The organism is Cellulosimicrobium cellulans, from assembly GCF_016921195.1.
GTDB lineage: Bacteria > Actinomycetota > Actinomycetes > Actinomycetales > Cellulomonadaceae > Cellulosimicrobium > Cellulosimicrobium cellulans_F.
This window is the reverse complement of record NZ_JAFGYF010000005.1, coordinates 248,324-272,270: the sequence shown is the minus strand read 5'-3', so window position 1 is coordinate 272,270 and position 23,947 is coordinate 248,324. Positions and strand designations below refer to the sequence as shown.

The following is a 23,947-nucleotide window of genomic DNA, read 5'->3' as shown; positions in this document are numbered from 1 at the left end:
GGGTGAATTCTCGGAGCCCGCTGTGCGACCTCGCCCGGGTCACGCCTCCAGGGTAAGGATCCGCTCGACCACCTCGGCACCGACGCCGGGCGCGAACGAGACCTCGGTGCCCACCTCCACGAAACCCGCCCGGGCGAGCACCATCGCCGAGGCCGCGTTGTGCGCCGCGACGCGTGCGAACAGCGGTCGCTCCCGCTCGACCAGGAGGTAGGCCGAGAGCGCGGCCGACGCGATCCCCCGCCCCCAGAGCGACGGGTCGACCCAGTACGTGACTTCCCGTTCCCCCTCCACGGTGAAGCTGCCGATCGTCCCGACGAACGCGCCGTCGCGCTCGACGGCCCGCACGGTGCACGTCGGGTCGGCACGGATGCGCTCGTAGTGGCGGTCGAAGGCGGCGCGGTCGGACGGGTCGGCGCGCGTGAACGCCGCGAGCGCGACGGCCTCGGGATCCCGCTCCCACGCGAAGACCTGGTCGAGGTCGCCGTCCTCCAGCGCGCGCAGCGTGATCTCCATGCGAGGAGTGTGCCGACCCGCGCGGCGGGCTGCTAGCCCTGGGACGCCCGGTGCTCGCGGATCGCCTCGGCGGCCTGCGGCAGCACGTCCGCGAGGTCGCCGACGACCGCGAAGTCCGAGATCTCGAACAGCGGGCACTCGGGGTCGTTGTTCACCGCGACGATCACCTGCGAGGCCTGCATGCCGCCGCGGTGGTGCGGGGCGCCGGAGATGCCCGCGCCGATGTACAGGCGCGGCGCGACGGTCACGCCCGTCTGCCCGACGAACTGGTCGTGCCAGCCCTCGTAGACGGCGTCGCGCGTCGCGCCCACGGCCGCGCCGAGCGCGTCGGCCAGCTCGACGACCGGCCCGAAGTCGCCGTTCGTGCCGCGTCCCCCGGCGACGACGATCGCGGCCTCGCCGAGCGCGGGGCGCCCCGCGCCCGCGGACTCGTCGACCGTGCGCGACACGACGCGCGCCGCGGTCGCCGCGGGCGACAGCTCGACGCGCAGCGCCTCGACCTCGGTCGCGACGGCCGCGTCCGCGGGCTGCGGGACGACGGAGTTGGCGCGCAGCGTGAGCACGGCGGGGTCGGTGACGATCTCGCTGCGCACGTCCCAGGACCCCGCGAAGACGCGCTTGTCCGCGACGAGGTGCGTGCCGCCGTCGGTCAGCGCGGACGCGTCGATCACCAGGCCGGCCTCGGTGAGGAACGCGAGGCGCGCCGCCGCCTCCTTGTTCGGGAACGACGACGTGAGCAGGACGGCGTCGGCGTGGGACGCGCGCGTCGCCGCGGCGAGGACCTCGGCCACGACGGGCGTGAGGTGCAGCGCGTCGCCGGTCACGACCTCCCCGCCCGAGGACGGCTCGGCCTGGCGCACGAGCGCGACGCCGTGGGCGCCGAGCTGGGCGAGCACGTCGACGCTCGGCGCCTCCAGTGCGACGGCCTCGACGCGCCCGAGCGAGCGTCCGACGGTGATCAGCTCCAGCACGGGCGAGCGCAGCTCGGTGCCGGCGGAGTCGAGGAGGACGAGGACGGTACGGGTCCCGGGGGTGCTCATGTGCGGACGCCTCTCAGACCAGGTCGTTGCGGATGAGGTACTCGGCCAGGGCGCGTCCGCCCTCGCCCTTGTCGACGACGATCTCGGCGTCGGGGCGCGGCGGGCGGGGCGACGCGTCGAGCACGCGCGAGCGGGCGCCCGCGTCGCCGACGAGCGCGGGGTCGACGCCGAGGTCGGCGAGGCTCCACGCCTCCACCGGCCGCGTGCGCGCCGCCATGATGAGCTTGAAGTTGGGCATGCGCGGGTCGTTCGCGTGGTCGGTCACGGACACGACGGCCGGCAGCGGGGCCTCGAGGACCTCGTCGACGCCGTCGAGCTCGCGCGTCACGCGTGCGGTGCGCGCGCCCGGCTCGCCGAGCACCTCGAGCTTCCCGGCGAGCGTGAGCTGCGGCAGGTCGAGCTCTGCCGCCAGGAGTGCCGGGACGACCGAGCCCAGCCCGTCGAGCGCGGCCATGCCGGTGACGACGAGGTCGACCGGCGCCTCGTCCGCGAGACGGCGCACCGCGGCGGCGAGCACGCGCGCGGTGCCGAAGTAGTCGGAGCCGGCGATCGCGTCGTCGCTCACGCGCACGCCGCGGTCCGCGCCGAGCTGGTAGGAGCGCCGCACGGCCCCGTCGGCGTCCGGGCCGGCCACCGTGAGGACGATCACCTCGCTGGTCTCGCGCTCCGCCTCCGGCAGCGCCTCCTTGAGGCGCAGGGCCGCCTCGACCGCGTTCTCGTCGAGCTCGTTGAGCGTCCCCTCGTCGGCCCGGCGCACCACGCGCCCGCCCTCGAAGCCCCGGTCCGCGTGGATGTCCGGGACGTACTTCACGGCGACGACGATCCGCATCGGCTGCTCTCCCTGTGCGCTGGGCGGTCGGCCGGAGAGTTCCCGGCCCGCTCCGCGAAGCCTACCGGCGGGCGGCGGGCCGAGCCGGTGACACCCGCCACAATGGTCGGGTGCACGTGCCCCCGACCCCCTCCCCCGTCCCGGCGGCCACCGACGAGCCAACGCTCCTCGTCCCGTCAGGCCCTGTCGACCGGCACGCCCTCGTGCCGCCGCTCGGCGTGCGCGTCGCCGGCGACGGCGTGGACGTGGCCGTCCTCGCGTCGCACGCCACCGCCGTCGAGCTGTGCCTCGTGGACGTGGTCGACGCGTCGCGGCCCGACCACGACCCGGCCCGCTACCGCGAGCGCCGCGTCGCCCTCGCCGGGCCGGCGTACGGCGTCTGGCACGCCCACGTCCCCGGCGTGCGGCCCGGGCAGCGCTACGGGTTCCGCGTGCACGGCCCGTGGGAACCCGCCGCCGGGCTGCGGCACAACCCCGCCAAGCTGCTGGTCGACCCGTACGCGCGCGGCCTCGTGGGCAGGCTGGTCGACGACCCCGCGATTCGCGGCCAGGTCGGGAGCGACCCGTACGGCCCGGCGGACGCGCGCGACTCGCTGCCGTTCGTGCCGCACGCGGTGGTCGTGGCCGAACCGACCGGGGCCCTGGCGCCCCGGCCCCGCGTCCCCTGGCGCGACACCGTGATCTACGAGGCGCACGTCCGCGGCCTCACGCAGCGGCTCGAGGCCCTGCCCGAGCACCTGCGCGGCACGTACGCGGGAGTCGCCCACCCCGTGACGATCGAGCACCTGCGGTCGCTCGGCGTGACGACGGTCGAGCTCCTGCCCGTGCACGCGAACGTGCCCGAGCCGCACCTGCTCACGAGCGGCCGCACCAACTACTGGGGCTACTCGACGCTCGGGTTCTTCGCGCCCCACGCCGCGTACGCGACGCGCGCGGCCCGCGAGGCGGGGCCGGGCGCCGTCCTCGACGAGGTGCGCGGCATGGTCCACCTGCTGCACGAGGCGGGCATCGAGGTGCTGCTCGACGTCGTGCACAACCACACGTGCGAGGGCGGCGCCGACGGGTACCACCTGTCCTGGCGCGGTCTGGACAACGCCGGGTACTACCTGCACGACGGCGGCTCGCCCGCGCGCCTCGCGGACGTCACCGGGACGGGCAACTCGCTCGACTTCCGGCGCCCCGCCGTGGTGCGGGCGGCGCTGGACTCGCTGCGGTACTGGGCGGACGTCGTGGGGGTCGACGGGTTCCGGTTCGACCTCGCCGTCACGCTCGGGCGCGGGAGCGCCGGGTTCGACCCGGACCACCCGTTCCTCGTCGCGCTCCAGACCGACCCGGTGCTGTGCGGGCTCAAGCTCGTCGCGGAGCCGTGGGACGTCGGGCCGGGCGGCTGGCGGACCGGGCAGTTCCCGCCGCCGCTCGCCGAGTGGAACGACCGGTTCCGCGACGCGGCGCGGCAGTTCTGGCTCGCCGACGCGCGCGAGGCGTCGCACGGGCGGCCCGGCCACGGCGTGCGCGACCTCGCGACGCGTCTCGCGGGCTCGGCCGACCTGTTCGGCCACTCCGACCCGCCGCTGCTGCGCGGACCGGTCGCGTCGGTGAGCTACGTGACCGCGCACGACGGGTTCACGCTCGCCGACCTCGTGGCGTACGACCACAAGCACAACCTCGCGAACGGCGAGGACAACCGCGACGGGACGGACGACAACCGGTCCTGGAACCACGGTCTTGAGGGCCCGGTCGCGGCGCCCGACGCACGGGCAGGCGGCGGTGCCGGGCTCGACGCGCTCGGGCTCGGCGTCGAGATCGCGCCCCTGCGCCGTCGGTCGATCCGCAACCTCCTCGCGACGCTCGTCCTCGCCGCCGGCACCCCGATGCTCACCGCGGGCGACGAGATGGGCCGGACGCAGCGTGGCAACAACAACGCCTACGTGCAGGACGACGAGACGTCCTGGGTGTCGTGGGACCTCTCGCCGTGGCGCAAGGACCTGCTCGCGACGGCGCGGTACCTGCTCGCCCTGCGGCGCGAGCACCCTGCGCTGCGCCCCAACACGTTCTTCACCGGCCGGCCGCGGCCCGCGCGCGAGGCGGACCCTGGCGACACGGAGGGCGGCACGCGGACCCGCGTCGCCGTGCCCGACCTCGTGTGGTTCGACGCCGACGGCGAGCCCCTCGACCACTCCGCCTGGCACGACCCCGCCGTCCGGACGCTGCAGATGCTGCGGACCGCGCCCGAGCCGGGCGACGCCGACGTGCTCGTCGTCCTCGCGGGCGCGCTCGACCCCGTCGACGTCACGCTCCCGGGCGTGCGCGCGGCCTCGGGCGGGGACGTCGAGCACTGGGACCTCGCGTGGGACTCGGACTGGGAGCACCCCGAGGACCGGGACCGCGCGAACGGCAACGGCACCGCTCGGGCGGGGGACGTCGTCGGGCTCGAGGCGCTGAGCGTGCGCGTCTACGTGTCCTTCCCCTAGCGGTACGCCGGCTTCCCGCGCCCGGGTCCCGAGGGCTGGACACGTGCTCTACTCTTCCCGCATGAGTGACAGCGCGGTCGACTCCTCCGTCAGTTCCCCCGCGATCGAGGACCCCGAGGTCGTCGTCGTGGGCGCCGGTCTCGCCGGGCTCGTCACGGCGACCGAGCTCACCGCGGCCGGGCGACGCGTCGTCCTCCTGGACCAGGAGCCCGCCGCGAGCCTCGGCGGCCAGGCGTGGTGGTCGTTCGGCGGTCTGTTCCTCGTCGGCTCGCCCGAGCAGCGGCGCATGGGCGTCACCGACTCCGCCGAGCTCGCGTTCGACGACTGGCTCGGGTCCGCGCGGTTCGCGCCCGGCGCCGACCGCGGGGAGGGCCCCGACCGTCACGGGTACGCCTGGGCGCGCGGGTTCGTCGACTTCGCCGCGGGCGAGATGCGCGGCTGGCTGCACGACAAGGGCGTGCGCTGGTTCCCGCTCGTGCAGTGGGCCGAGCGCGGCGGGTACCCGGTGACCTCGGGCGCCGACGGGACGGCCGCCGGCGCGCACGGCAACTCCGTCCCGCGCTTCCACGTCACGTGGGGTACCGGGCCGGCGATCCTCGAGCCGTTCGTGCGCGCGGCGCTCGACGCGCGCGCCGCCGGGCTGCTCGACCTGCGGTTCCGGCACCGGGTCACGTCGCTCGTCGTGACGGACGGCGCGGTGACGGGCGTGCGCGCGGAGGTGCTCGCGCCGTCGGACGTCGAGCGCGGGGCGCCGTCGTCGCGCGACGTCGTCGGCGAGGTGGAGATCGCGGCGAGCGCCGTCGTCGTGACGTCGGGCGGGATCGGCGCGAACCACGAGCTCGTGCGCTCGCGGTGGCCGCAGGCTGCGGGCCGGCTCCCCGCGCGCATGCTCTCCGGCGTCCCCGACTCGACCGACGGGCTCATGATCGGCGTCGCCGCCGACGCGGGCGCCGCGCTCGTGCACGAGGACCGCATGTGGCACTACCCCGAGGGCATCGCCAACCACTCCCCCGTCTGGACCGACCACGGGATCCGCATCCTGCCCGGCCCGAGCTCGCTGTGGCTCGACGCCGACGGCAACCGGCTGCCCGCGCCGCTGTTCCCCGGGTTCGACGCGCTCGGCGCGCTCCAGCACGTCACCGAGCGCGGCGACGACCACTCCTGGTTCGTGCTCAACAAGGCGATCATGGAGTCCGAGTTCGCGCTGTCCGGGTCGGAGCAGAACCCCGACCTCACCGGCAAGGACGTCCGGCTGCTCGCCCAGCGGGTCCTGCCGCGCGCCGTCGGGCCCGTCGCGCGGTTCGCCGAGCAGTCGCCGGAGTTCGTCTGGGCCGACTCCCCCGCCGAGCTCGCGGCCGGCATGAACGCGCTCGTCGAGGCGACCCCGGGCTCGCGCGGCCACGTCGACCCTGATGCGCTGGCCCGCGTCATCCAGCTGCGCGACGAGCAGGTCCGCACCGGTCTCGGCAAGGACCCGCAGGTCGTCGCGACCGCGATGGCCCGGCGCTACCGCGTCGACCGGCTCATCCGCGTCTCCCCGCCGCGCCCGCTCACGATGCCCAAGGACGGGCCCCTGCTCGCGGTGCGCCTGTCCGTGCTCACGCGCAAGACGCTCGGCGGGCTGTGGACCGACACGTCCGCGCGCGTGCTGCGCCAGGACGGCTCCGTGCTGCCCGGGCTCTGGGCCGCGGGCGAGGCCGCCGGGTTCGGCGGTGGCGGGGTGCACGGCCACCGCGCGCTCGAGGGCACGTTCCTCGGGGGCTGCCTCTACTCCGGCCGCGTCGCGGGTCGCGCCCTCGCGGCCGAGCTCCGCTGACCCACAGGTCGCACGAAGCGGAAGCCTGCTGGCGCGAGGTAGAGCCGCGGTCGCGCGAGGTAGAGCCGTGGTCGCGCGAGGTAGAACCGTGGTCGCGCGAGGTAGAGCCGTGGTCGCTGAGAACCGACCGTGGGCGTCCGTCGTGCGTGGTGCCACGGCCGGTAGGGTCACCGAGCATGAGCGTGCACGACGACGCGTCGCGATCCGGACGAGCCGACCTCGCGTCGGGCACGGGACCGGTCGGGCACGACGAACCGGCCGGGCCCGGCGTCGTCGAGCAGCCCGGCCGGGGGCCGGGGGCCGCACCGCCCGACATCGCCGCGTGCGAGCGCGTCTTCCGCCGCAACGGGCTCCCGCTGCTGGTCCAGGGGCACTCCGTGGACCGTGACGTGTTCGGGCGGTCGGCACCGTTCCTGCTCGTCGTGCTGCTCGCCGAGCTGAGCGGCGCCATCCGGTCCGGCTGGCCGGCCTGGGCCAACGCGCTCGCACTCCTGGGGGGCGCCGCGATCGTCGCGGCCGCGTACGCCGGCCTCAACGTGCTCCGCGGACGCCCGTGGTCGACCCTCCCCCAGTCGGTCGGCGTGCCCGAGCTCGCGTTCTTCGTGCTCGTGCCCGCGCTGCTGCCCCTCGTGTTCGGCGGGCAGTGGGGCGACGCGTTGCTCACCGTCGTCGGCAACCTCGTCCTGCTGGGCCTCGTGCGCGTGGTCGTCGGGTACGGCGTGCTGTCGTCGCTGTGGTGGGGGCTCGCGCGCGTCACCGACGAGCTCGGTGCCGCGCTCCTCCGGCTCGTGCGCCTCCTCCCGCTCCTGCTCGTGTTCTCCCTGGTCCTCTTCTACAACGCCGAGGTCTGGCAGGTGTTCGACCGCACGCACGGCGTCGCGGACATCGCGCTCGGTGCCTTCTTCGCGCTCCTGGTCGTGCTGTTCGTCGCGCTGCGCTCGCCGGCCGAGGCGCGCGAGGCGCTCGCGGAGACGGCGGCGAGGCTGCCCGACCACGAGAGCGCGACGCGCTTCAGCCGCGGGCAGACGGCGAACCTCGCGACGATGATCGCGACCAGCCAGCTCCTGCAGGTGCTCGTCGTGAGCCTCGGCATGGGCGTGTTCTTCATGGCGCTCGGGACCCTCACGGTCACGCCCGAGGTCATGGCGCTGTGGGACGTCGACGGCGGCACGTGGCAGCAGACGATCTCTCTGGCGGGCGGGGGCGGCGTCGGCGGGGCGGACCTCGTCGTCACGCAGACGCTCCTGCGCGTCTCCGTCGCGATCGCGACGTTCACCGGGCTCTACTACGCGATCTCCGTCCAGGTCGACGCGGTCTACCGCGCGGAGTTCGTCGACGGCATCGAGACCCAGCTCGCCGACGTCGTCCGCACCCGCTCCCGCTACCTCACCCTCCTCGACAGGGCCTCCCGGGCGCCCGCCGACGAACCCGCCACCGCGCCCAGGTAGAACTGTGGTCCGCCGAGGTAGAACCCCGGTCACGCGAGGTGGAACCGTGGTCCGACGAAGGAGCACGCTGGTCGTCCGCGACAGAACGGTGGCTTCTCCGGACCGAGCGCGGCTCGCTCCGCTGGATCCACCGACCTTCTTCTCCGCCCAACCGGCGTCCTACCTCGCGTGACCGGGGTTCTACCTCGCGTGACTGGGGTTCTACCTCGCGTGACCAACGTTCTACCTCGGCGCCGGTGCCACCCTCCGGGATGCCTGGCGTCGGAGCGCGAGCCGGCGTGTCTCTGCCAGGCGGCACCCGACCGCGACCGGGTCGCCGAGGTCGTCCCAGGTGAACCGCACGACCGTCCAGCCTGCGGCGACGAGTGCCGCCTCCCTGACGTCCTGGGCGCGTCGCGTCGCGGCCGGGTCCCCGTACGGCCCACCGGAGTACTTCACAGCGCCGTCGAACTCGACCGCGACGCGGGCGTCTATCCAGGCGAGATCGAGGACGTAGCGGCCGCGGGCGGTGGCGACCGGAACCTGTGGTCGTGGCGTCGGGAGCCCGCCGAGTGTTGCGGCCAACCGGACCAGCGTCTCGCCCGGCGACTCCGATGCCGGGTCCGCGAGCTCCAGTGCGCGACGCGCGCGGACCACACCGCGCTTGCCCCGCGACTCCTCGAGCACCTGCTCGACGACATGCCGGTCGGCGCCCAGACGTAGCGCCGAGTCCACGACGACGAGGCTGCGCTCCAGGGGCAGCGAGCGGGCGCAGTCGACGACGGTGCGCTCGAGGCTCGTCACCGGGACGCCGTCGAGGCGTGCTCGGTCGCGCGGTGGGAGGTCCGTCCGGTGCCGCCGGACGATCGGGTCGCGTTCGCGCTCGACCCGCGGGTTCGTGAGCTGGGTCAGGTGCACGAACGGCGGCAGCCGCCAGGTCCAGCACCCCCAGAGCAGTGCCGCAGTGTCGTGGCTCACCCAGTACGGCGTGGTGAAGCTCTCGACGACACCACGCACCTGGGCGAGCAACCACTGCTCCCGGGCCTGGGCGGCAGCGTGCGGGGACGGGAGATAGACACCGCGGCGCACCCGCACGAGCTCACCGTCGCGCGCACGGGCCGCCAGCTCGGCACGGCGACGACGGTCGTACGGCATCGCCGCCGGGACCCCGCGCGGGCCGGTCGTGTCCGCGGTGTAGCGCCCTGGTGGGCGGGGCGACCGGGCGGTCGCGCGCGTGCGAGTGTCCGTCGAAACGGGTGCCCCCGCGGGCGAGGAGAGGTTCGATGACTCGTTCATCGCCCCAGCCTGGCGGCCACCGGGACTCCGCGGGACGGGAATCTCGGATCTGTGGAAAACCACGGGGGCGGTGAGCGTCACGGCCGAGCAGGGCGACGCCGTCGGGCACGACCCGCGCGGGTGACCCTGACCGCACCGTGGGGGCCGGCCGATGCCGGCCCCCACCGCGCCTCACCGGAGCTCTACCCCGGCCGTCCCGGATTCTCGGCCGACCACGGTTCTACCTCGGCCCACCACGGTTCTACCTCGCGCGACCACGGTTCTACCCCGCGCGACCAGGGTTCTACCTCGCGGGAGGGGTCAGGCGTTGGCGACGAGGCCGAGCTCGGCGACGCTCGGGAGGCCGTCGTGCGTCGGGACGACGCGGACGGTGTAGCCGAACGGGCCGGACGCGTCGAGCACGACGTCGCCGGCGAACGCGTACCGGCCGGCCTCGTACGTCTCGGCGAGCGCGAGCGGCTCGGCGGTGAACTCCTCGATGACGTCTGCCTCGCTGACGCGGCCGTGCACGACCTGCACCTGCACGTCCTCGGGACGCAGCTCGCCGAGCGACACGTACGCGCGCACCGTGAGCCGGTCCCCGACCTGCGGCACCTCGCCGATACCGGACGAGTCGACGTGGTCGACCCGCACGCGCGACCAGCCGTCGCGCACCGACTGCTTCCAGTGCGCGAGCTCGCGCGCCGGGGCGAGGCCGTCCGCGGCCAACGTCCGCCCGGCCGCCGCGGCCGGCGCGTACAGGCGCGTCACGTACTCGCCGACCATGCGCGTGGCCTGGACCTTGGGCCCGAGCGTCGCAAGGGTGTGCCGCACCATCTCGAGCCACCGGCCGGGCACGCCGTCCGCGTCGCGGTCGTAGAAGCGGGGCGCGACCTGCTGCTCGACGAGGTCGTAGAGCGCGGCGGCCTCGAGGTCGTCACGGCGGTCCGCGTCCTCCACGCCGTCCGCGGTGGGGATGGCCCAGCCGTTCTCGCCGTCGTACCACTCGTCCCACCACCCGTCGAGGATCGACAGGTTGAGCCCGCCGTTGAGCGCCGACTTCATGCCCGACGTCCCGGACGCCTCGAGCGGGCGCAGCGGGTTGTTGAGCCAGACGTCGCAGCCGGGGTAGAGCGACTGCGCCATGGCGATGTCGTAGTTCGGCAGGAAGACGATCCGGTGCCGCACCTCGGGGTCGTCCGTGAAGCGGACGAGCTGCTGGATGAGCCGCTTGCCCTGGTCGTCCGCGGGGTGCGACTTGCCCGCGACGACGAGCTGCACGGGGCGCTCCGGGTGCAGCAGCAGCGCCTTGAGACGCGCGGGGTCGCGCAGCATGAGCGTGAGCCGCTTGTACGTGGGCACGCGGCGCGCGAAGCCGATGGTGAGGACGTCGGGCGAGAGCACGTCGTCGACCCAGCCGAGCTCCGCCGGGGTCGCGCCGCGCTCGCGCCACGACTTGCGCACGCGGCGGCGCGCCTCGTCGACGAGCCGGCCCCGCATCTCGCGGCGGATCGCCCAGAGCTCGCCGTCGCTCACGCCGCCTTCCCCGGGACCGCGCAGCCAGCCCGACGACGCGTGCTCGGCCGTGAGCTCGTCCAGGCCCAGGCGGTCGGCCTCGAGGGCCGCGAGCGCCGGGTCCACCCACGTGGGCGAGTGCACGCCGTTCGTCACGGACGTGATGGGGACCTCGCGCGCGTCGAAGCCCGGCCACAGCCCCTCGAACATGCCGCGCGAGACCTCGCCGTGCAGCAGCGAGACGCCGTTGGCGCGGCCGCCCAGGCGCAGACCCATGACCGCCATGTTGAAGACGGTCGGGTCGCCGCCCTCGTAGTCCTCGGCGCCGAGCGCGAGCACGCGCTCGACGGGCAGGCCGTCGACGGCCATGTCGCCGCCGAAGTACTGCGTGACGAGGTCGCGCCCGAACCGGTCGATTCCGGCCGGGACGGGCGTGTGCGTCGTGAAGACGGTCGCGGCACGCACCGCCTCGAGCGCCTCGTCGAACGTGAGGCCCTGCTCGACGAGCTCGCGGATGCGCTCGACGCCGAGGAACCCGGCGTGCCCCTCGTTGGTGTGGTAGACCTCCGGCGCCGGGGCGCCGGTGAGGCGCGACCACAGGCGCAGCGCGCGCACGCCGCCCACGCCGAGCAGGAGCTCCTGCTGGAGGCGGTGCTCGCCGCCGCCGCCGTAGAGGCGGTCGGTGACCTTGCGCGCGGCCTCGTCGTTGCCGGGCACGTTCGAGTCGAGCAGGAGCAGGGGAACGCGCCCGACGGCCGCGACCCACACGTGCGCGTGCAGCGTGCGACCGCCCGGGAGGGCGAGCGACACGCGCGCGGGCGTGCCGTCGTCGTCGCGCAGGAGGGTCAGCGGAAGGCCGTCCGGGTCGAGCAGCGGGTAGGTCTCGACCTGCCAGCCGTCGCGCGTGAGGGACTGCTTGAAGTAGCCGGCACCGTACAGGAGCCCGACGCCGACGATCGGCACGCCGAGGTCGCTCGCGCTCTTGAGGTGGTCGCCCGCGAGGATGCCGAGGCCGCCGGAGTACTGCGGCAGCACGGACGTGATGCCGAACTCGGGCGAGAAGTACGCGATCGCCGCCGGCAGATCCTCGCCGGACGCCACCCGCTGCTGGTACCACAGCGCGTCGTCGAGGTAGCGGCGCAGGTCGGCCGCCGCCGCGCGTACGCGCTCGACGAACGCGCCGTCAGCGGCGAGCTCCGCGAGGCGCTCCGGGCCGAGCGCGCCGAGCAGCGCGACCGGGTCGCCGTGCACGGACGCCCACGCCTCGGGGTCGATGCCGGCGAACAGGTCGCGCGTCGGGGCGTGCCAGGACCAGCGCAGGTTGTGGGCCAGCTCGTCCAGGTCGCGCAGCTCGGCGGGCAGCAGGGTGCGGACGGTGAACCGTCGGATCGCTCTCACGGGGACGAGACTACGCAGGCCGAGGCCGGTGCACACCCTCGCGGTGTCACACGCACGTCACGCTTGCGTGAACTTTCACCCCGGCGTCATCTGCGTCCCGCACCCCGTCGACGACGCGCCGACCGCGCTCCCAGGTGCCTGCCCCCCACGGGCCTCGATACGTTGTGCGTGTGACGTCGACCCCTCCGGCCACCGCGCCGCACCGCGCCCTCGCGACCACCCCCCTCCCTGCCCCGTCCGCCCCGATCGGCCGCATCCCCGTGCTGGACGTCTCGCCCGTCGTCGAGGGTGGCCGGTGGCCCGCGAAGGCCGTCGTCGGCGAGATGGTGCCGGTCGAGGCCACCGTGTTCCGCGAGGGGCACGACGCCGTCGCCGCGACCGCCGTCCTCGTCGCCCCCGACGGGTCCGAGCGCACCGCGCGCATGGTGGACGTGGCGCCCGGCCTCGACCGGTTCCGCGCCACGCTGCACCCCGACACGACCGGCGACTGGTCGCTGCGCGTCGAGGCGTGGAGCGACCCGTACGGCACCTGGGCGCACGACGCGACCGTGAAGATCGCCGCCGGCGTCGACGTCGACCTCATGCTCGCCGAGGGCGTCCGTCTCTTCGAGCGGGTCCTGGCCGACGCCGTCCCGCTCCCCGGCCCGGACGGCACCCCGAGCACCCGTTCCCCCGAGGACGCGCGCACGCTCGCCGACGCCGCCGCCGCGCTCGCCGACGCGAGCCGCCCCGCCCCGGTCCGGCTCGCCGCCGCGACGTCGCCCGAGGTGCGCGACGTCCTCGACCGTGCGCCCCTGCGCGACCACGTGACGGCGTCGGCGACCTACGCCCTGCGCGTCGAGCGCCCGCTGGCGCTCGCGGGCGCGTGGTACGAGATGTTCCCGCGCTCGGAGGGCGCGCGCCGGCTCAAGGACGGGCGCTGGCGCTCCGGGACGTTCACGGCCGCGGCCCGCCGCCTGCCGGCGATCGCCGCGATGGGCTTCGACGTCGTCTACCTCACGCCCGTCCACCCCATCGGCACGACCCACCGCAAGGGCCGCAACAACTCGCTGACCGCGCTCCCGGGCGACCCGGGCAGCCCGTACGCGATCGGCTCGAAGGACGGCGGCCACGACGCGATCCACCCCGAGCTCGGCAGCGACCGCACGTTCCGCGCGTTCGTCAAGGAGGCCCGGCGCCACGGTCTGGAGGTCGCGATCGACCTCGCGCTCCAGTGCTCGCCCGACCACCCCTGGGTCGCCGAGCACCCCGAGTGGTTCACCACGCGCGTCGACGGCTCGATCGCGTACGCCGAGAACCCGCCCAAGAAGTACCAGGACATCTACCCGCTCAACTTCGACAACGACCCCGAGGGCATCTACGCCGAGGTGCTGCGCGTCGTGCGCGTGTGGATCGACCGCGGCGTCACCGCGTTCCGCGTCGACAACCCGCACACCAAGCCGCTCGACTTCTGGGAGTGGCTGCTCGCCGAGGTGCGCGCGACCAACCCCGAGGTCGTGTTCCTCTCGGAGGCGTTCACCAAGCCCGCGATGATGCACACGCTCGCGCGCATCGGGTTCCACCAGTCGTACACGTACTTCACGTGGCGCAACACGCGCGACGAGCTCGCCGAGTACCTCACCGAGGTGTCGGGCGAGGCGGGGGCCTACATGCGCCCGAGCTTCTGGCCGACGACGCACGACATCCTCCCGCCGTACCTCCAGCACGGCGGGGTGGCCGGGTTCGCGGTGCGCGCGGTGCTCGCCGCGCTCGGCTCGCCGACCTGGGGGATCTACTCCGGGTACGAGCTCGTGGAGAACGTGCCGCGCCCGGGCGTCGAGGAGCAGATCGACAACGAGAAGTACGAGTACAAGCCGCGCGACTGGGCGCTCGCCGAGGAGATCGGCATCTCGACGCTCCTCACGCGGCTCAACGAGGTGCGGCGCGACCACCCCGCGCTGCGCCAGCTCCGCAACCTCACCGTGCACCCGACGACGAACGACCAGGTGCTCGCGTTCTCGCGGCACCTGCCCGCCGAGCACTCCCCGACCGGCGAGGCGGACACCGTCGTCGTCGTGGTGAACCTCGACCCCCACTCCCCGCAGGAGTCGAACGTGCACCTCGACCTGGCGGCCCTCGGGCTGCCGCCGCTCGCCGACGGCCAGGACCCGTGGGCACCGTCCTTCGTCGCGCACGACGAGCTGTCCGGCGAGAGCTACGGCTGGGGCCAGGACGTGTACGTGCGGCTCGAGCCGATGCGCCAGGTCGCGCACGTCGTGCACGTGAGGCCCGCATGACGTTCCCTCGCGATGCTGCACCGGTCCCCGTACGCGGTCCCGCTGCCGGCCCCGCCCCCGTGCCGCCCATCACCGCGCCGGTCCCCGTCGCGGCGCTCCCGCCGCGACGCCAGCCGGCCGCGCCGGTCGACGCGCGGCCCGGGCTGTCGGACGACCCGGACTGGTACCGCACCGCCGTGTTCTACGAGGTGATCGTCCGCGCGTTCTCCGACTCCGACGGCAGCGGGACGGGCGACCTGCGGGGCCTCATCGACCGCCTCGACTACCTGCAGTGGCTCGGCATCGACGCGCTGTGGCTTCCGCCGTTCTACCCGTCGCCCCTGCGCGACGGCGGCTACGACGTCTCCGACTACACCGCGATCGCGCCGCAGTACGGCTCGACGTCCGACTTCGCCGAGCTCGTGAGCGAGGCGCACGCGCGCGGGATGCGCGTCGTCATCGACCTCGTCATGAACCACACGAGCGACCAGCACCCCTGGTTCCAGGCGTCGCGCGCCGACCCCGAGGGCCCGTACGGCGACTTCTACGTGTGGAGCGACGACGACTCGCGCTACCAGGACGCGCGCATCATCTTCGTCGACACCGAGACGTCCAACTGGACGTTCGACCCCGTGCGCCGCCAGTTCTTTTGGCACCGGTTCTTCTCCCACCAGCCCGACCTCAACTTCGAGAACCCGCGCGTCGCCGACGCGATGCTCGACGTCGCGCGGTTCTGGCTGCAGATGGGCGTCGACGGGTTCCGCCTCGACGCGGTGCCCTACCTCTACGAGGCCGAAGGCACCAACTGCGAGAACCTGCCGCAGACGCACGAGTTCCTGCGGCGCGTGCGGCGCATGGTCGACGCCGAGTTCCCGGGGCGCATCCTGCTCGCCGAGGCGAACCAGTGGCCGCGCGAGGTCGTGGACTACTTCGGCACAGAGGACGAGCCGGAGTGCCACATGTGCTTCCACTTCCCCGTGATGCCCCGGATCTACTACGCGATCCGCGACCAGCGCGCGAACCAGATCCTCGAGATCCTCGCCGACACGCCCGACATCCCGCCCGGCGCGCAGTGGAGCACGTTCCTGCGCAACCACGACGAGCTCACGCTCGAGATGGTGTCCACCGAGGAGCGCGCGTCCATGTACGGGTGGTACGCGCCCGACCCGCGCATGCGCGCCAACGTCGGCATCCGCCGCCGGCTCGCCCCGCTGCTCGACAACTCGCGCAAGGAGGTCGAGCTCGCGCACGCGCTCCTGCTCTCCCTGCCGGGCAGCCCGTGCCTCTACTACGGCGACGAGATCGGGATGGGCGACAACATCTGGCTGCCCGACCGCGACGCCGTGCGCACCCCCATGCAGTGGACGCCCGACCGCAACGCCGGGTTCTCGACCGCCGACCCGGGCAAGGTCTACCTGCCGCTCGTGCAGTCGCTCGTGCACCACTACGGCTACGTCAACGTCGAGGCGCAGCTCGAGCAGTCGACGTCCCTGCTGCACTGGGTGCACGGGATGCTCAAGGTCCGGCGCCGGCACAAGGCGTTCGGGACGGGCGACTTCGTCGCGCTCGAGTGCGACAACGAGTCGATCCTCGCGTTCCTGCGCCGCACCGACACCGAGACGATCCTGTGCGTCGCGAACCTCTCCGCGACCGCGCGCTCGGCCTCGGTGCACGTGCCCGGGCACGCCGGCGCGACGCTCACGGACGTGTTCGGCGGAGCACGCTTCCCCGCGGTCGACGACGACGAGCGCGTCGTCATGACGTGGGGGTCGCGCGACTTCTACTGGCTCGTCGTCGAGGACCCGTCGGTGTGACCACCGTTGCCGCGCGGCCCGTGCCCGGGCACGGCCCTCACCCGGCGGGTGCGGCCCGGCCGTGGTGGCATGGGGGCCGAACCTGACCGAGGAGGCGCGCGTGACGGTACGGCGGACGGACCCGCCCTCGGCGGAGCTCATGGCGCTCCTGGACGCCTGGCTGCCCGCGCGGCGGTGGTACCCGGTCAAGGGGGTCGCCGTCACCCACGTGCCGTGGCTGTCGTTCGTGCTCGAGGTCCCGGCGTCCGCCGCGGCACCCGGCCGGCCCGACGCCGCGTGGCCGGGGACCCGGGTCGAGCTCCACCTCCTGCGGCTCGTCGGGGACGGTGTGGACCTCGTCGTACAGGTGCCCCTCGTGCTCGAGCCGGCGACCTCGCCGGTGGGCCTGACGCCGGGCGGCGCGGCGCCGATCGGGACGCTCGCCCCGCGAGGCGCCGACGACGCCGGCTGGGTCGTGCACGACGGCGCCGCGCACCCCGCGTGCTGGGCAGCCCTCCTGGCCGTGGCGGAGTGGGAGAGCCACGGCACGGCACCGGACGGCGCGAGTCCGGGCGGCGCTCGCCCCGAGGTCGACGCCGACCTCACCGGTGGACGCGCGCTGAGCGTCGAGCAGTCGAACAGCTCGGTGCTGCTGCCGCGGGTCGCCGGCGGGAGCATGCTCAAGGTCCTGCGCGCCATCGCGATCGGGCCCAACCCCGACGTGACCATCCCCCGCGCTCTTGCGGCCCAGGGCTGGGGCGGGGTGCCCCGGCCGCTCGCGTGGCTCGAGGTGACGTGGGACGCAGCGGACGACCCGACCGCCGTCGACCCGCACGCGGACCACCGACCGGACGAGCCGAACGCTGGGGGCGGGGCACCGCCGTCGGGCACCCCGGCGGGCCCGGAGGCGCCCCGCTCCGCGCACCTGGCGATCCTCAGCGAGTTCGTCGAGGGCGCGCGCGACGGGTTCGACCTCGCGTGCTCCTACGCGGGGCAGGACGCCTCGTTCGCCGACCTCGCGGCCGACCTGGGGCGCGTGCTCGCCGACCTGCACGCCGCGCTCCGCCGCGCGTTCGGCGTCGGTTCGCCCGTCGACGCGCGCTGGCTCGTCGCGGACCTGCGCCGGCGTGCGGACGAGGCCGTCGCGTCCTCCAGCGCGCTCGGACGGCGCGCTGCGGACGTCGCCGCGTTCTGGGACCGCACGTCCGCGCGGCTCGCGAACGTCACGCGCGTCCCCGATGCGCTCCCCCGGCTCCAGACGGTCCACGGCGACCTGCACCTCGGCCAGGTGCTGCACGCGCGGCGGTTCGGCTGGAAGGTGCTCGACTTCGAGGGTGAGCCCTTGCGGCCGGTCGCCGAGCGCACGCGCCCGGACCTCGCGCTGCGCGACGTCGCCGGGATCGTGCGCTCGTTCGACTACGCCGCCGCCGTCGGGCGCGCCCGCGACGCCGCATGGGCCGTCCAGGCGCGCACCGCGTTCCTCGACGCCTACGACCGGGCCGACACGGCCGGCGTCGACCGCGCGACGTCCGAGGCCCTGGTACGGGCGCTCACGCTCGACAAGGCGCTCTACGAGGTCGTCTACGAGTCGCGCAACCGCCCGGACTGGGAGCCCATCCCGCTCGCCGCGGTCGACCGCCTGCTCGCGGGCGACGCCTGACAGCGGACCCGACCGCGAACGTGACCGTCCGGCGAGCCCGTCCTGTGGGGGCACGCGGGACGTGGAAAGGTTGCCCCATGACCGGGTCCGCCGCCTCCCCCACCCCACTCCCCGTCGTCGTGCTGCCGGACGCGCTCGCCGCCGCGGCGGCCGGACGCACGTTCGACCCGCACGCCGTGCTCGGCCCGCACCTGGCGCCCGACTCCGACGACGCGCGCGCCGTCGTCCGGGTCCTGCGCCCCCTCGCCGACGAGGTCGTCGTCGTCACGACCGACGGCGAGCACGCGGCCGCGCACGAGCAGGACGGGGTCTGGGCCGCGGTCGTCCCGGTGCACCAGGACCCCGACGGCACCCGGCACGCCCCCGACTACCGCGTCCGGGCGCGCTACGGCCACGAGGCCACGACCGCCGACGACCCCTACCGCTTCCTGCCGACTCTCGGCGAGGTGGACCTGCACCTCATCCGGGAGGGCCGGCACGAGGAGCTGTGGCGCGCGCTCGGCGCGAACGTGCGCACCTACCCCAGCGCGCTCGGCGACACCACGGGCACCGCGTTCGCCGTCTGGGCGCCCAACGCGCGCGCGGTCCGCGTCATCGGCGACTTCAACGGCTGGGGCGCGACGCACCCGATGCGCTCGCTCGGCTCGAGCGGCGTCTGGGAACTGTTCGTCCCGGGCGTGCGCACGGGCGCGCGGTACAAGTACGAGATCCTCGGCCCCGACGGCTCGTGGCGGCAGAAGGCCGACCCGCTCGCCAAGGCGACCGAGGTGCCGCCCGCGACGGCGAGCGTCGTCGTCGAGTCGCAGTTCACGTGGTCCGACGACGCGTGGCTCGCCGAGCGGGCCGCCCACGACCCGCACACGCAGCCGCTGAGCATCTACGAGGTGCACCTCGGCTCGTGGCGCCAGGGCCTGTCCTACCGCGACCTCGCGGAGCAGCTCACCGCGTACGTCGTCGAGCAGGGCTTCACGCACGTCGAGCTCCTGCCCGTCGCCGAGCACCCGTTCGGCGGGTCGTGGGGCTACCAGGTCACCGGCTACTACGCGCCGACGTCACGGTTCGGCCACCCCGACGACTTCCGCTACCTCGTCGACCGCCTGCACGCGGCGGGGATCGGCGTCGTCGTCGACTGGGTCCCCGCGCACTTCCCGCGCGACGAGTGGGCCCTGGCCCGGTTCGACGGCACACCGTGCTACGAGCACGCCGACCCGCTGCGCGGAGAGCAGCCCGACTGGGGCACGTACGTGTTCGACTTCGGGCGCAACGAGGTCCGCAACTTCCTCGTCGCCAACGCGACGTACTGGCTCGAGGAGTTCCACGTCGACGCGCTGCGCGTCGACGCCGTCGCGTCCATGCTCTACCTCGACTACTCGCGCGGCCCCGGCCAGTGGCACCCCAACGTGCACGGCGGGCGCGAGAACCTCGAGGCCATCGCGTTCCTCCAGGAGGCCAACGCCACCGCCTACCGGCGCACGCCCGGCGTCATGATGATCGCCGAGGAGTCGACGGCGTGGCCCGGGGTGACCCGGCCGACGTCGGCCGGGGGCCTCGGGTTCGGGCTCAAGTGGAACATGGGCTGGATGAACGACTCCCTGCGCTACGTCGCCGAGGAGCCCATCAACCGGCGCTACCACCACCACGAGATCACCTTCTCGATGGTCTACGCCTACTCCGAGCAGTTCGTGCTGCCCATCAGCCACGACGAGGTCGTGCACGGCAAGGGGTCGCTCTACGGCAAGATGCCCGGCGACGACTGGCAGAAGCGAGCCGGCGTCCGCGCGTTCCTCGCCTACCAGTGGTCGCACCCCGGCAAGCAGCTCCTCTTCATGGGCAGCGAGATCGGGCAGCACACCGAGTGGAACGAGGGGCGCTCGCTCGACTGGGACGGCCTCGCCGCCGACCCCGGGCGGCAGGGCGTCCAGCGGGCCGTGCGCGACCTCAACGTGCTCTACCGCGCGACCCCCGCACTCTGGGAGCTCGACCACGATCCCGCCGGCTTCGAGTGGCTCGACGCCGACGACGCCGACCACAACGTCCTCGCCTACGTGCGACGTGGGCGCGACGGCAGCGAGGTCGCCGTCGTCGTGAACTTCGCCGGGACGCCGCACGAGGGCTACCGCGTCCCGCTGCCGTCGGGCGGCACGTGGCGCGAGGTGCTCAACACCGACGCCGAGGTGTACGGCGGGTCGGGCGTCGGCAACCTCGGCGAGGTCGAGGCGGAGGCCGTCCCGTGGAAGGGGCGCGCGCACTCCGCGACCCTGCGCCTGCCCCCGCTCGGCGCGTTGTACCTCGTCCCGTCGCCGAGGTAGAGGCCTGGTCTGCCGAGGTAGAGGTCTGGCCTGCTGACGTAGAGGTCTGGCCTGCTGACGTAGAGGTCTGGTCACCCTGGGTGGTGGGTGGGGTGGTGGCGCCGGGTCTACCATCCGCCGCTCGTCCCTCGCGGCTCCCGCCAGGCCCGCCACGACCCGGCGCCACCACCCCACCCACCCGGCTTCGTCTCGCCCTTCTGCGCTGCCTCCTCAGCGCGGCGGCGGCCGGTCACGGTGGGTGACCGGCCGCTCGTCGTCCGCGTGCAGGTGCAGGTGCGTCAGTAGAGGCTGATCGCGAGGCGCTGGCGGGCCTTGCCGACGCGGGGGTCGGTGGGGCCGACGACCTCGAAGTAGTCGAGGAGGCGCACGCGCAGCTTCTCCTTGCCGTCGGCGTCGGCACCGGGCAGGAGGTCCAGGAGCCGGCCGAGCGCGTCGTCGACGTGGCCCCCGAGCAGGTCGAGGTCGGCGATGGCGAGCTGGGCGTCGACGTCCTGCGGTGCGGCGGCGGCCGCGGCGCGGACCGTCGCGAGGTCGGCGTCGCGCGTGCGCTGCAGGAGCCGCACCTGCGCGAGGCCGGCGACGGCGAGCGCGTCGCGCGGGTCCTGCTTGATCGCCTTCTCGTAGGCCGCGACGGCGGCGTCGAGGTCGTCGCGCTCGATCGCGTCGTACGCCTCCTGGTGCAGCGGCGGGAGCTCGGGCTCGGGCTCCGGGGTCGGCTCGGCGGGCACCGACTCGCCGTCGCCACCCTGGGACGGCGCCCGGCCGGTGACGCCGTTCGCCTCGGCGGCCTGGAGCACCTGGTCGATCACCGACCGCACCTGCTCCACGGGCGCGGCGCCCTGGAACAGCGGCACCGGCTGGCCCTGGAGGATCGCGACGACGGTCGGGACCCCCTGGACCTGGAACGCCGCGGTGATCTGCGGGTGGGCCTGGGCGTCGACGCGGGCCAGGAGGAAGCGGCCGGCGTACTCGTCCGCCAGCGCGCCGAGGTCGGTGCCGAGCTGGGCGTTCGCCTGGTCGGTCGGGATCCAGAGCAGGACGACGACCGGGTACTGCGTCGAGTCCTGGACGAGCTGGCCGAACGTCTCGTCCGTGACGTCGACGACGTAGCCACCGGCTGCGGGCGCGCCGCCCTCCTCCCCCGGCGGCGGGGACTGCGGCCGGGTCAGCGCGGACAGGTCGACCGCTCCGCGCACGTCGAACGCGGGCTGCTGGGTAGGTTCGCTCATGGACGCAATCCTAGGGACGGTCAGCTGTTGGCGACGGACGTCGCGATGTGCTCGTTGCCCACGACGCGGATCTTCTCCTCCGACCCGGCCGGCGGGACGTAGAGCGCGACGACGTCCTGGTACCCGACCTTGAGGACGTTCGTCGGGGTCTTGTCGCCGTAGAGCGCCTTGATCGTCTCCGTGTCGGGCGGGACCTGCGCCCCCTCCTCGGCCGTCATGGACTCCTGCGACGTCATGGCTCCGACCACGAGCGCACCGCCGTCCGCGGTGCGGACCGCGCGGACCTGCTCGTCGGCGTTCGGGGTGAACGTCAGCGCGTACTTGCCGGCGGCGGGCTCGAGCGCCGTGGTCCAGGCCTGGGCGCGCTCGGCGAGCAGCGTGCGGAAGGAGTCGTCCTCGAAGGTGCTGGCGAAGCCGGAGCCGGTCCCGAGGTTGAGCACGTCGGCGTACTGCGCGACGGCGTCCGTGGGCGTGACGAGGAGGCTCGAGTCGTCGGGCGCGACGGCCTCGCTCCCGATGCTCGGGTCGGCGAAGCTCGGCATGGTCACGCCGGGGAGCAGGCGGACCCACGCCCAGAGCTGGTAGGGGTCCCGCGCGCCGGCCTGCTCGAGCACGGACAGGCGAGGCGTCTGCAGGCTCTCGGGCTGGACGCTCACGGCGTACGAGGTGCGGGGCCAGGTCTGCGTCGTCGGGATGACGACCTGCTGGGCCTCGGTCGGCAGCTCGGTCACGAGGTCCGCGTTGCCGCGCGCCGCCGCGACGGCGAGCTGACTCGTGCGGATGGCGAGCGCCGGGCCGGTGACGCGGCCCTCGAGCTGCTTCGGGTCGTTCGCCTCGCTCGCCGCGGCGAGCGCCGACGCGACCGCGTCCAGCACCACCGTCTCCTGCGCCTCGGAGAGGACGGGCGGGGGCGGGTCCTGGGTCGGGTCGGGCTGCGGCGTCGGCAGCGGGGCCGAGCAGGCGGCGAGCAGGAGCGCGCCGACCAGACCGCCGGCCACTCCGGCGAGGTGACGGCGCGCGCCGCGAGGGCGTGCCGCGTCGCGGGTGGTGCTGATCATCGGGTGCTGTCCTTCGTCTCGTCCGTGTCGGGCTGCGGGTCGGCGGTCTCGCCGTTCCCCGCGCTACCGCCTGGGGTGAAGCCCCACGCCCGGCGCCAGGCGTCTGCCCGCGTGGAGGCGCTGTCCTGGGTGGTGGGGTGCCCGTCGGCCGCTTCGACGGTCGGCTGTGTCGCGGTCTTGGGTCGCCGCTCGCCCCGCGCGACGATGGGGATCTGGCCGGTGAGCCACGCACGCCGCGGCTTCTGGGCGCGTGCCTGCTGCTGGGCGAGCCGCTCGGCCTCCTCGCGCTCGCGGAGCTCGCGGCGCGTGAGCATGCGCACCTGCGCGGTGTCGGTCGGCACCTCGCCGTCGGACGTCTCCGCGTCCCGCTCGCCCGACGACGATCCGGGCGCGGCCGCGGCCGGGGCGACCGCGGGGGTGGCCGACGTCGCGGCGCCGCGCCCCGACGGGCCGCGGCGCTTGGGTCGCAGGCTCGCCGCGCCGATCCCGAGTCCCAGGAGGATGAGGACCGCACCGCCGATGACGCCCGGCCACAGGTAGGGCGTCTCGACCTGGCGCGGCCAGGAGAGCTCGAGCGTCGGGGCGACGGCATCCTCACCCACGCCGGCCACCAGAAGCTGCCAGCGACCGGGCTGGTCGGACCAGCGCAGGCTCGCCGAGCCGGCGCCCGTCGACTCCTCGAACCACATGTCCGACCCGGCGGGGTCCACGCCGACGACCGCCGTCTCGGCCGGGGTCTCGCCCTCGGCCGGGGTCTCGCCGTCCGCAGGGGTCTCCCCCTCGGCGGCCTCACCGTCGGCGGGCGTCTCGCCGTCGGCGGGAGCCTCGTCGGTCGGTGACTCCTCCTCGGCGGGGCTCTCTCCCTCGGCGGGCTCCTCCGCGGCGGTCGGCTCGGCCGCACGGGTCGCGAGCGCGTCCCAGTCGCTGAGCCCGGTGACCACGCCGTGGGCGTCCTCCCCGACCCAGCCGGTCACGTCGACCTCGCGCCCGATCGCCAGGGTGACCTGCTGCTCGCCCGGTGCCGTGGCACGGATCGTCACGTCCTCGGCCACGAGGTCCAGGACCCCGGGCTCGGTGACGAGCATCGTGCCGTCCCCCGTGTACGCCGTGGTCGCCACGACCGTGTCGCTGTCCCGCCACACCGTGGCGGACGCGACGCCGAGGCCGACGGCGACCAGCCCTCCCACGAGCAGGAGGGCGGCGATGATTCGTTGCAGCACCGAGCTTCCCTTCGTCGATCGACGTTCCAGAATAGGTGCGAAACCCCTCGTAGATCGACCGCGGGAGATCGTGCGCGGATCCTCACGATCCGTTCACGAGCCTCTCTCCCCACGGTCCCACGCTCGTCAGCCGGCCTTC

15 protein-coding genes are annotated in these 23,947 nt (G+C 74.5%); 7 read left to right on the top strand and 8 right to left on the bottom strand.

Annotated elements, in window-relative coordinates; translation table 11 throughout:
- Positions 1-39: 39 nt before the first annotated feature.
- From JN535_RS13030 to JN535_RS13020, 3 genes are read right to left on the bottom strand one after another with little or no spacing between them, the layout of a single operon-like run.
- Entirely contained in the window at positions 40-513 is a 474-nt protein-coding gene (locus JN535_RS13030; RefSeq protein ID WP_205205957.1) for a GNAT family N-acetyltransferase, read from the bottom strand.
- Between the two features lie 32 nt (positions 514-545).
- Positions 546-1,553, bottom strand: coding sequence for an electron transfer flavoprotein subunit alpha/FixB family protein (locus JN535_RS13025; protein ID WP_205205956.1), 1,008 nt, complete (start codon positions 1,551-1,553; stop codon positions 546-548).
- 13 nt (positions 1,554-1,566) lie between these two features.
- Positions 1,567-2,382 (bottom strand): electron transfer flavoprotein subunit beta/FixA family protein, encoded by an 816-nt coding sequence (locus tag JN535_RS13020; RefSeq protein ID WP_205205955.1) that lies wholly within the window; start codon positions 2,380-2,382, stop codon positions 1,567-1,569.
- A 116-nt stretch (positions 2,383-2,498) separates the two neighbouring features.
- Between JN535_RS13020 and glgX the strand changes: the two genes are divergently transcribed.
- The 3 genes from glgX (at position 2,499) to JN535_RS13005 (ending at position 8,117) form a co-directional block, all read left to right on the top strand.
- Positions 2,499-4,853, top strand: coding sequence for a glycogen debranching protein GlgX (gene glgX / locus JN535_RS13015; protein ID WP_445082670.1), 2,355 nt, complete (start codon positions 2,499-2,501; stop codon positions 4,851-4,853).
- A 61-nt stretch (positions 4,854-4,914) separates the two neighbouring features.
- A complete protein-coding gene (locus tag JN535_RS13010) occupies positions 4,915-6,669 on the top strand; it encodes an FAD-binding dehydrogenase (protein ID WP_205205954.1) in 1,755 nt (584 codons plus the stop codon).
- 176 nt (positions 6,670-6,845) lie between these two features.
- Positions 6,846-8,117, top strand: coding sequence for a hypothetical protein (locus JN535_RS13005; protein WP_205205953.1), 1,272 nt, complete (start codon positions 6,846-6,848; stop codon positions 8,115-8,117).
- 222 nt (positions 8,118-8,339) lie between these two features.
- On the opposite strand, the gene JN535_RS13000 is transcribed toward JN535_RS13005, so the two are convergent.
- Positions 8,340-9,392, bottom strand: a complete 1,053-nt coding sequence (locus JN535_RS13000; protein ID WP_205205952.1) for a DUF559 domain-containing protein — start codon at positions 9,390-9,392, stop codon at positions 8,340-8,342.
- Positions 9,393-9,692: 300 nt separating this feature from the next.
- Entirely contained in the window at positions 9,693-12,284 is a 2,592-nt protein-coding gene (gene glgP / locus JN535_RS12995; protein ID WP_205205951.1) for an alpha-glucan family phosphorylase, read from the bottom strand.
- A 164-nt stretch (positions 12,285-12,448) separates the two neighbouring features.
- Between glgP and JN535_RS12990 the strand changes: the two genes are divergently transcribed.
- The 4 genes from JN535_RS12990 (at position 12,449) to glgB (ending at position 20,301) form a co-directional block, all read left to right on the top strand.
- On the top strand, positions 12,449-14,560 hold the full coding sequence (locus JN535_RS12990; RefSeq protein WP_374100505.1) for an alpha-1,4-glucan--maltose-1-phosphate maltosyltransferase: 2,112 nt from the start codon (positions 12,449-12,451) through the stop codon (positions 14,558-14,560).
- Positions 14,557-16,353 (top strand): maltose alpha-D-glucosyltransferase, encoded by a 1,797-nt coding sequence (treS, locus tag JN535_RS12985; protein ID WP_205205950.1) that lies wholly within the window; start codon positions 14,557-14,559, stop codon positions 16,351-16,353. The genes JN535_RS12990 and treS overlap by 4 nt, the downstream gene beginning before the upstream one ends.
- A 100-nt stretch (positions 16,354-16,453) precedes the next feature.
- Positions 16,454-17,992 carry an aminoglycoside phosphotransferase gene (locus JN535_RS12980; protein ID WP_196217191.1) on the top strand — a complete coding sequence of 513 codons (1,539 nt, stop codon included), beginning with the start codon at positions 16,454-16,456 and terminating at the stop codon, positions 17,990-17,992.
- A gap of 77 nt (positions 17,993-18,069) precedes the next feature.
- Positions 18,070-20,301 carry a 1,4-alpha-glucan branching protein GlgB gene (gene glgB, locus JN535_RS12975; RefSeq protein WP_205205949.1) on the top strand — a complete coding sequence of 744 codons (2,232 nt, stop codon included), beginning with the start codon at positions 18,070-18,072 and terminating at the stop codon, positions 20,299-20,301.
- Between the two features lie 278 nt (positions 20,302-20,579).
- Here glgB and JN535_RS12970 read toward each other — a convergent pair whose 3' ends face one another.
- From JN535_RS12970 to JN535_RS12960, 3 genes are read right to left on the bottom strand one after another with little or no spacing between them, the layout of a single operon-like run.
- On the bottom strand, positions 20,580-21,530 hold the full coding sequence (locus JN535_RS12970; RefSeq protein WP_205205948.1) for a tetratricopeptide repeat protein: 951 nt from the start codon (positions 21,528-21,530) through the stop codon (positions 20,580-20,582).
- A gap of 20 nt (positions 21,531-21,550) precedes the next feature.
- The gene (locus JN535_RS12965) at positions 21,551-22,588 is read right to left on the bottom strand and encodes a hypothetical protein (RefSeq protein WP_205205947.1); all 1,038 of its coding nucleotides are present in this window, start codon (positions 22,586-22,588) and stop codon (positions 21,551-21,553) included.
- Positions 22,585-23,808 carry a hypothetical protein gene (locus tag JN535_RS12960; protein WP_205205946.1) on the bottom strand — a complete coding sequence of 408 codons (1,224 nt, stop codon included), beginning with the start codon at positions 23,806-23,808 and terminating at the stop codon, positions 22,585-22,587. Before JN535_RS12960 ends, JN535_RS12965 begins: the two co-directional genes overlap by 4 nt.
- Positions 23,809-23,947: the final 139 nt, after the last annotated feature.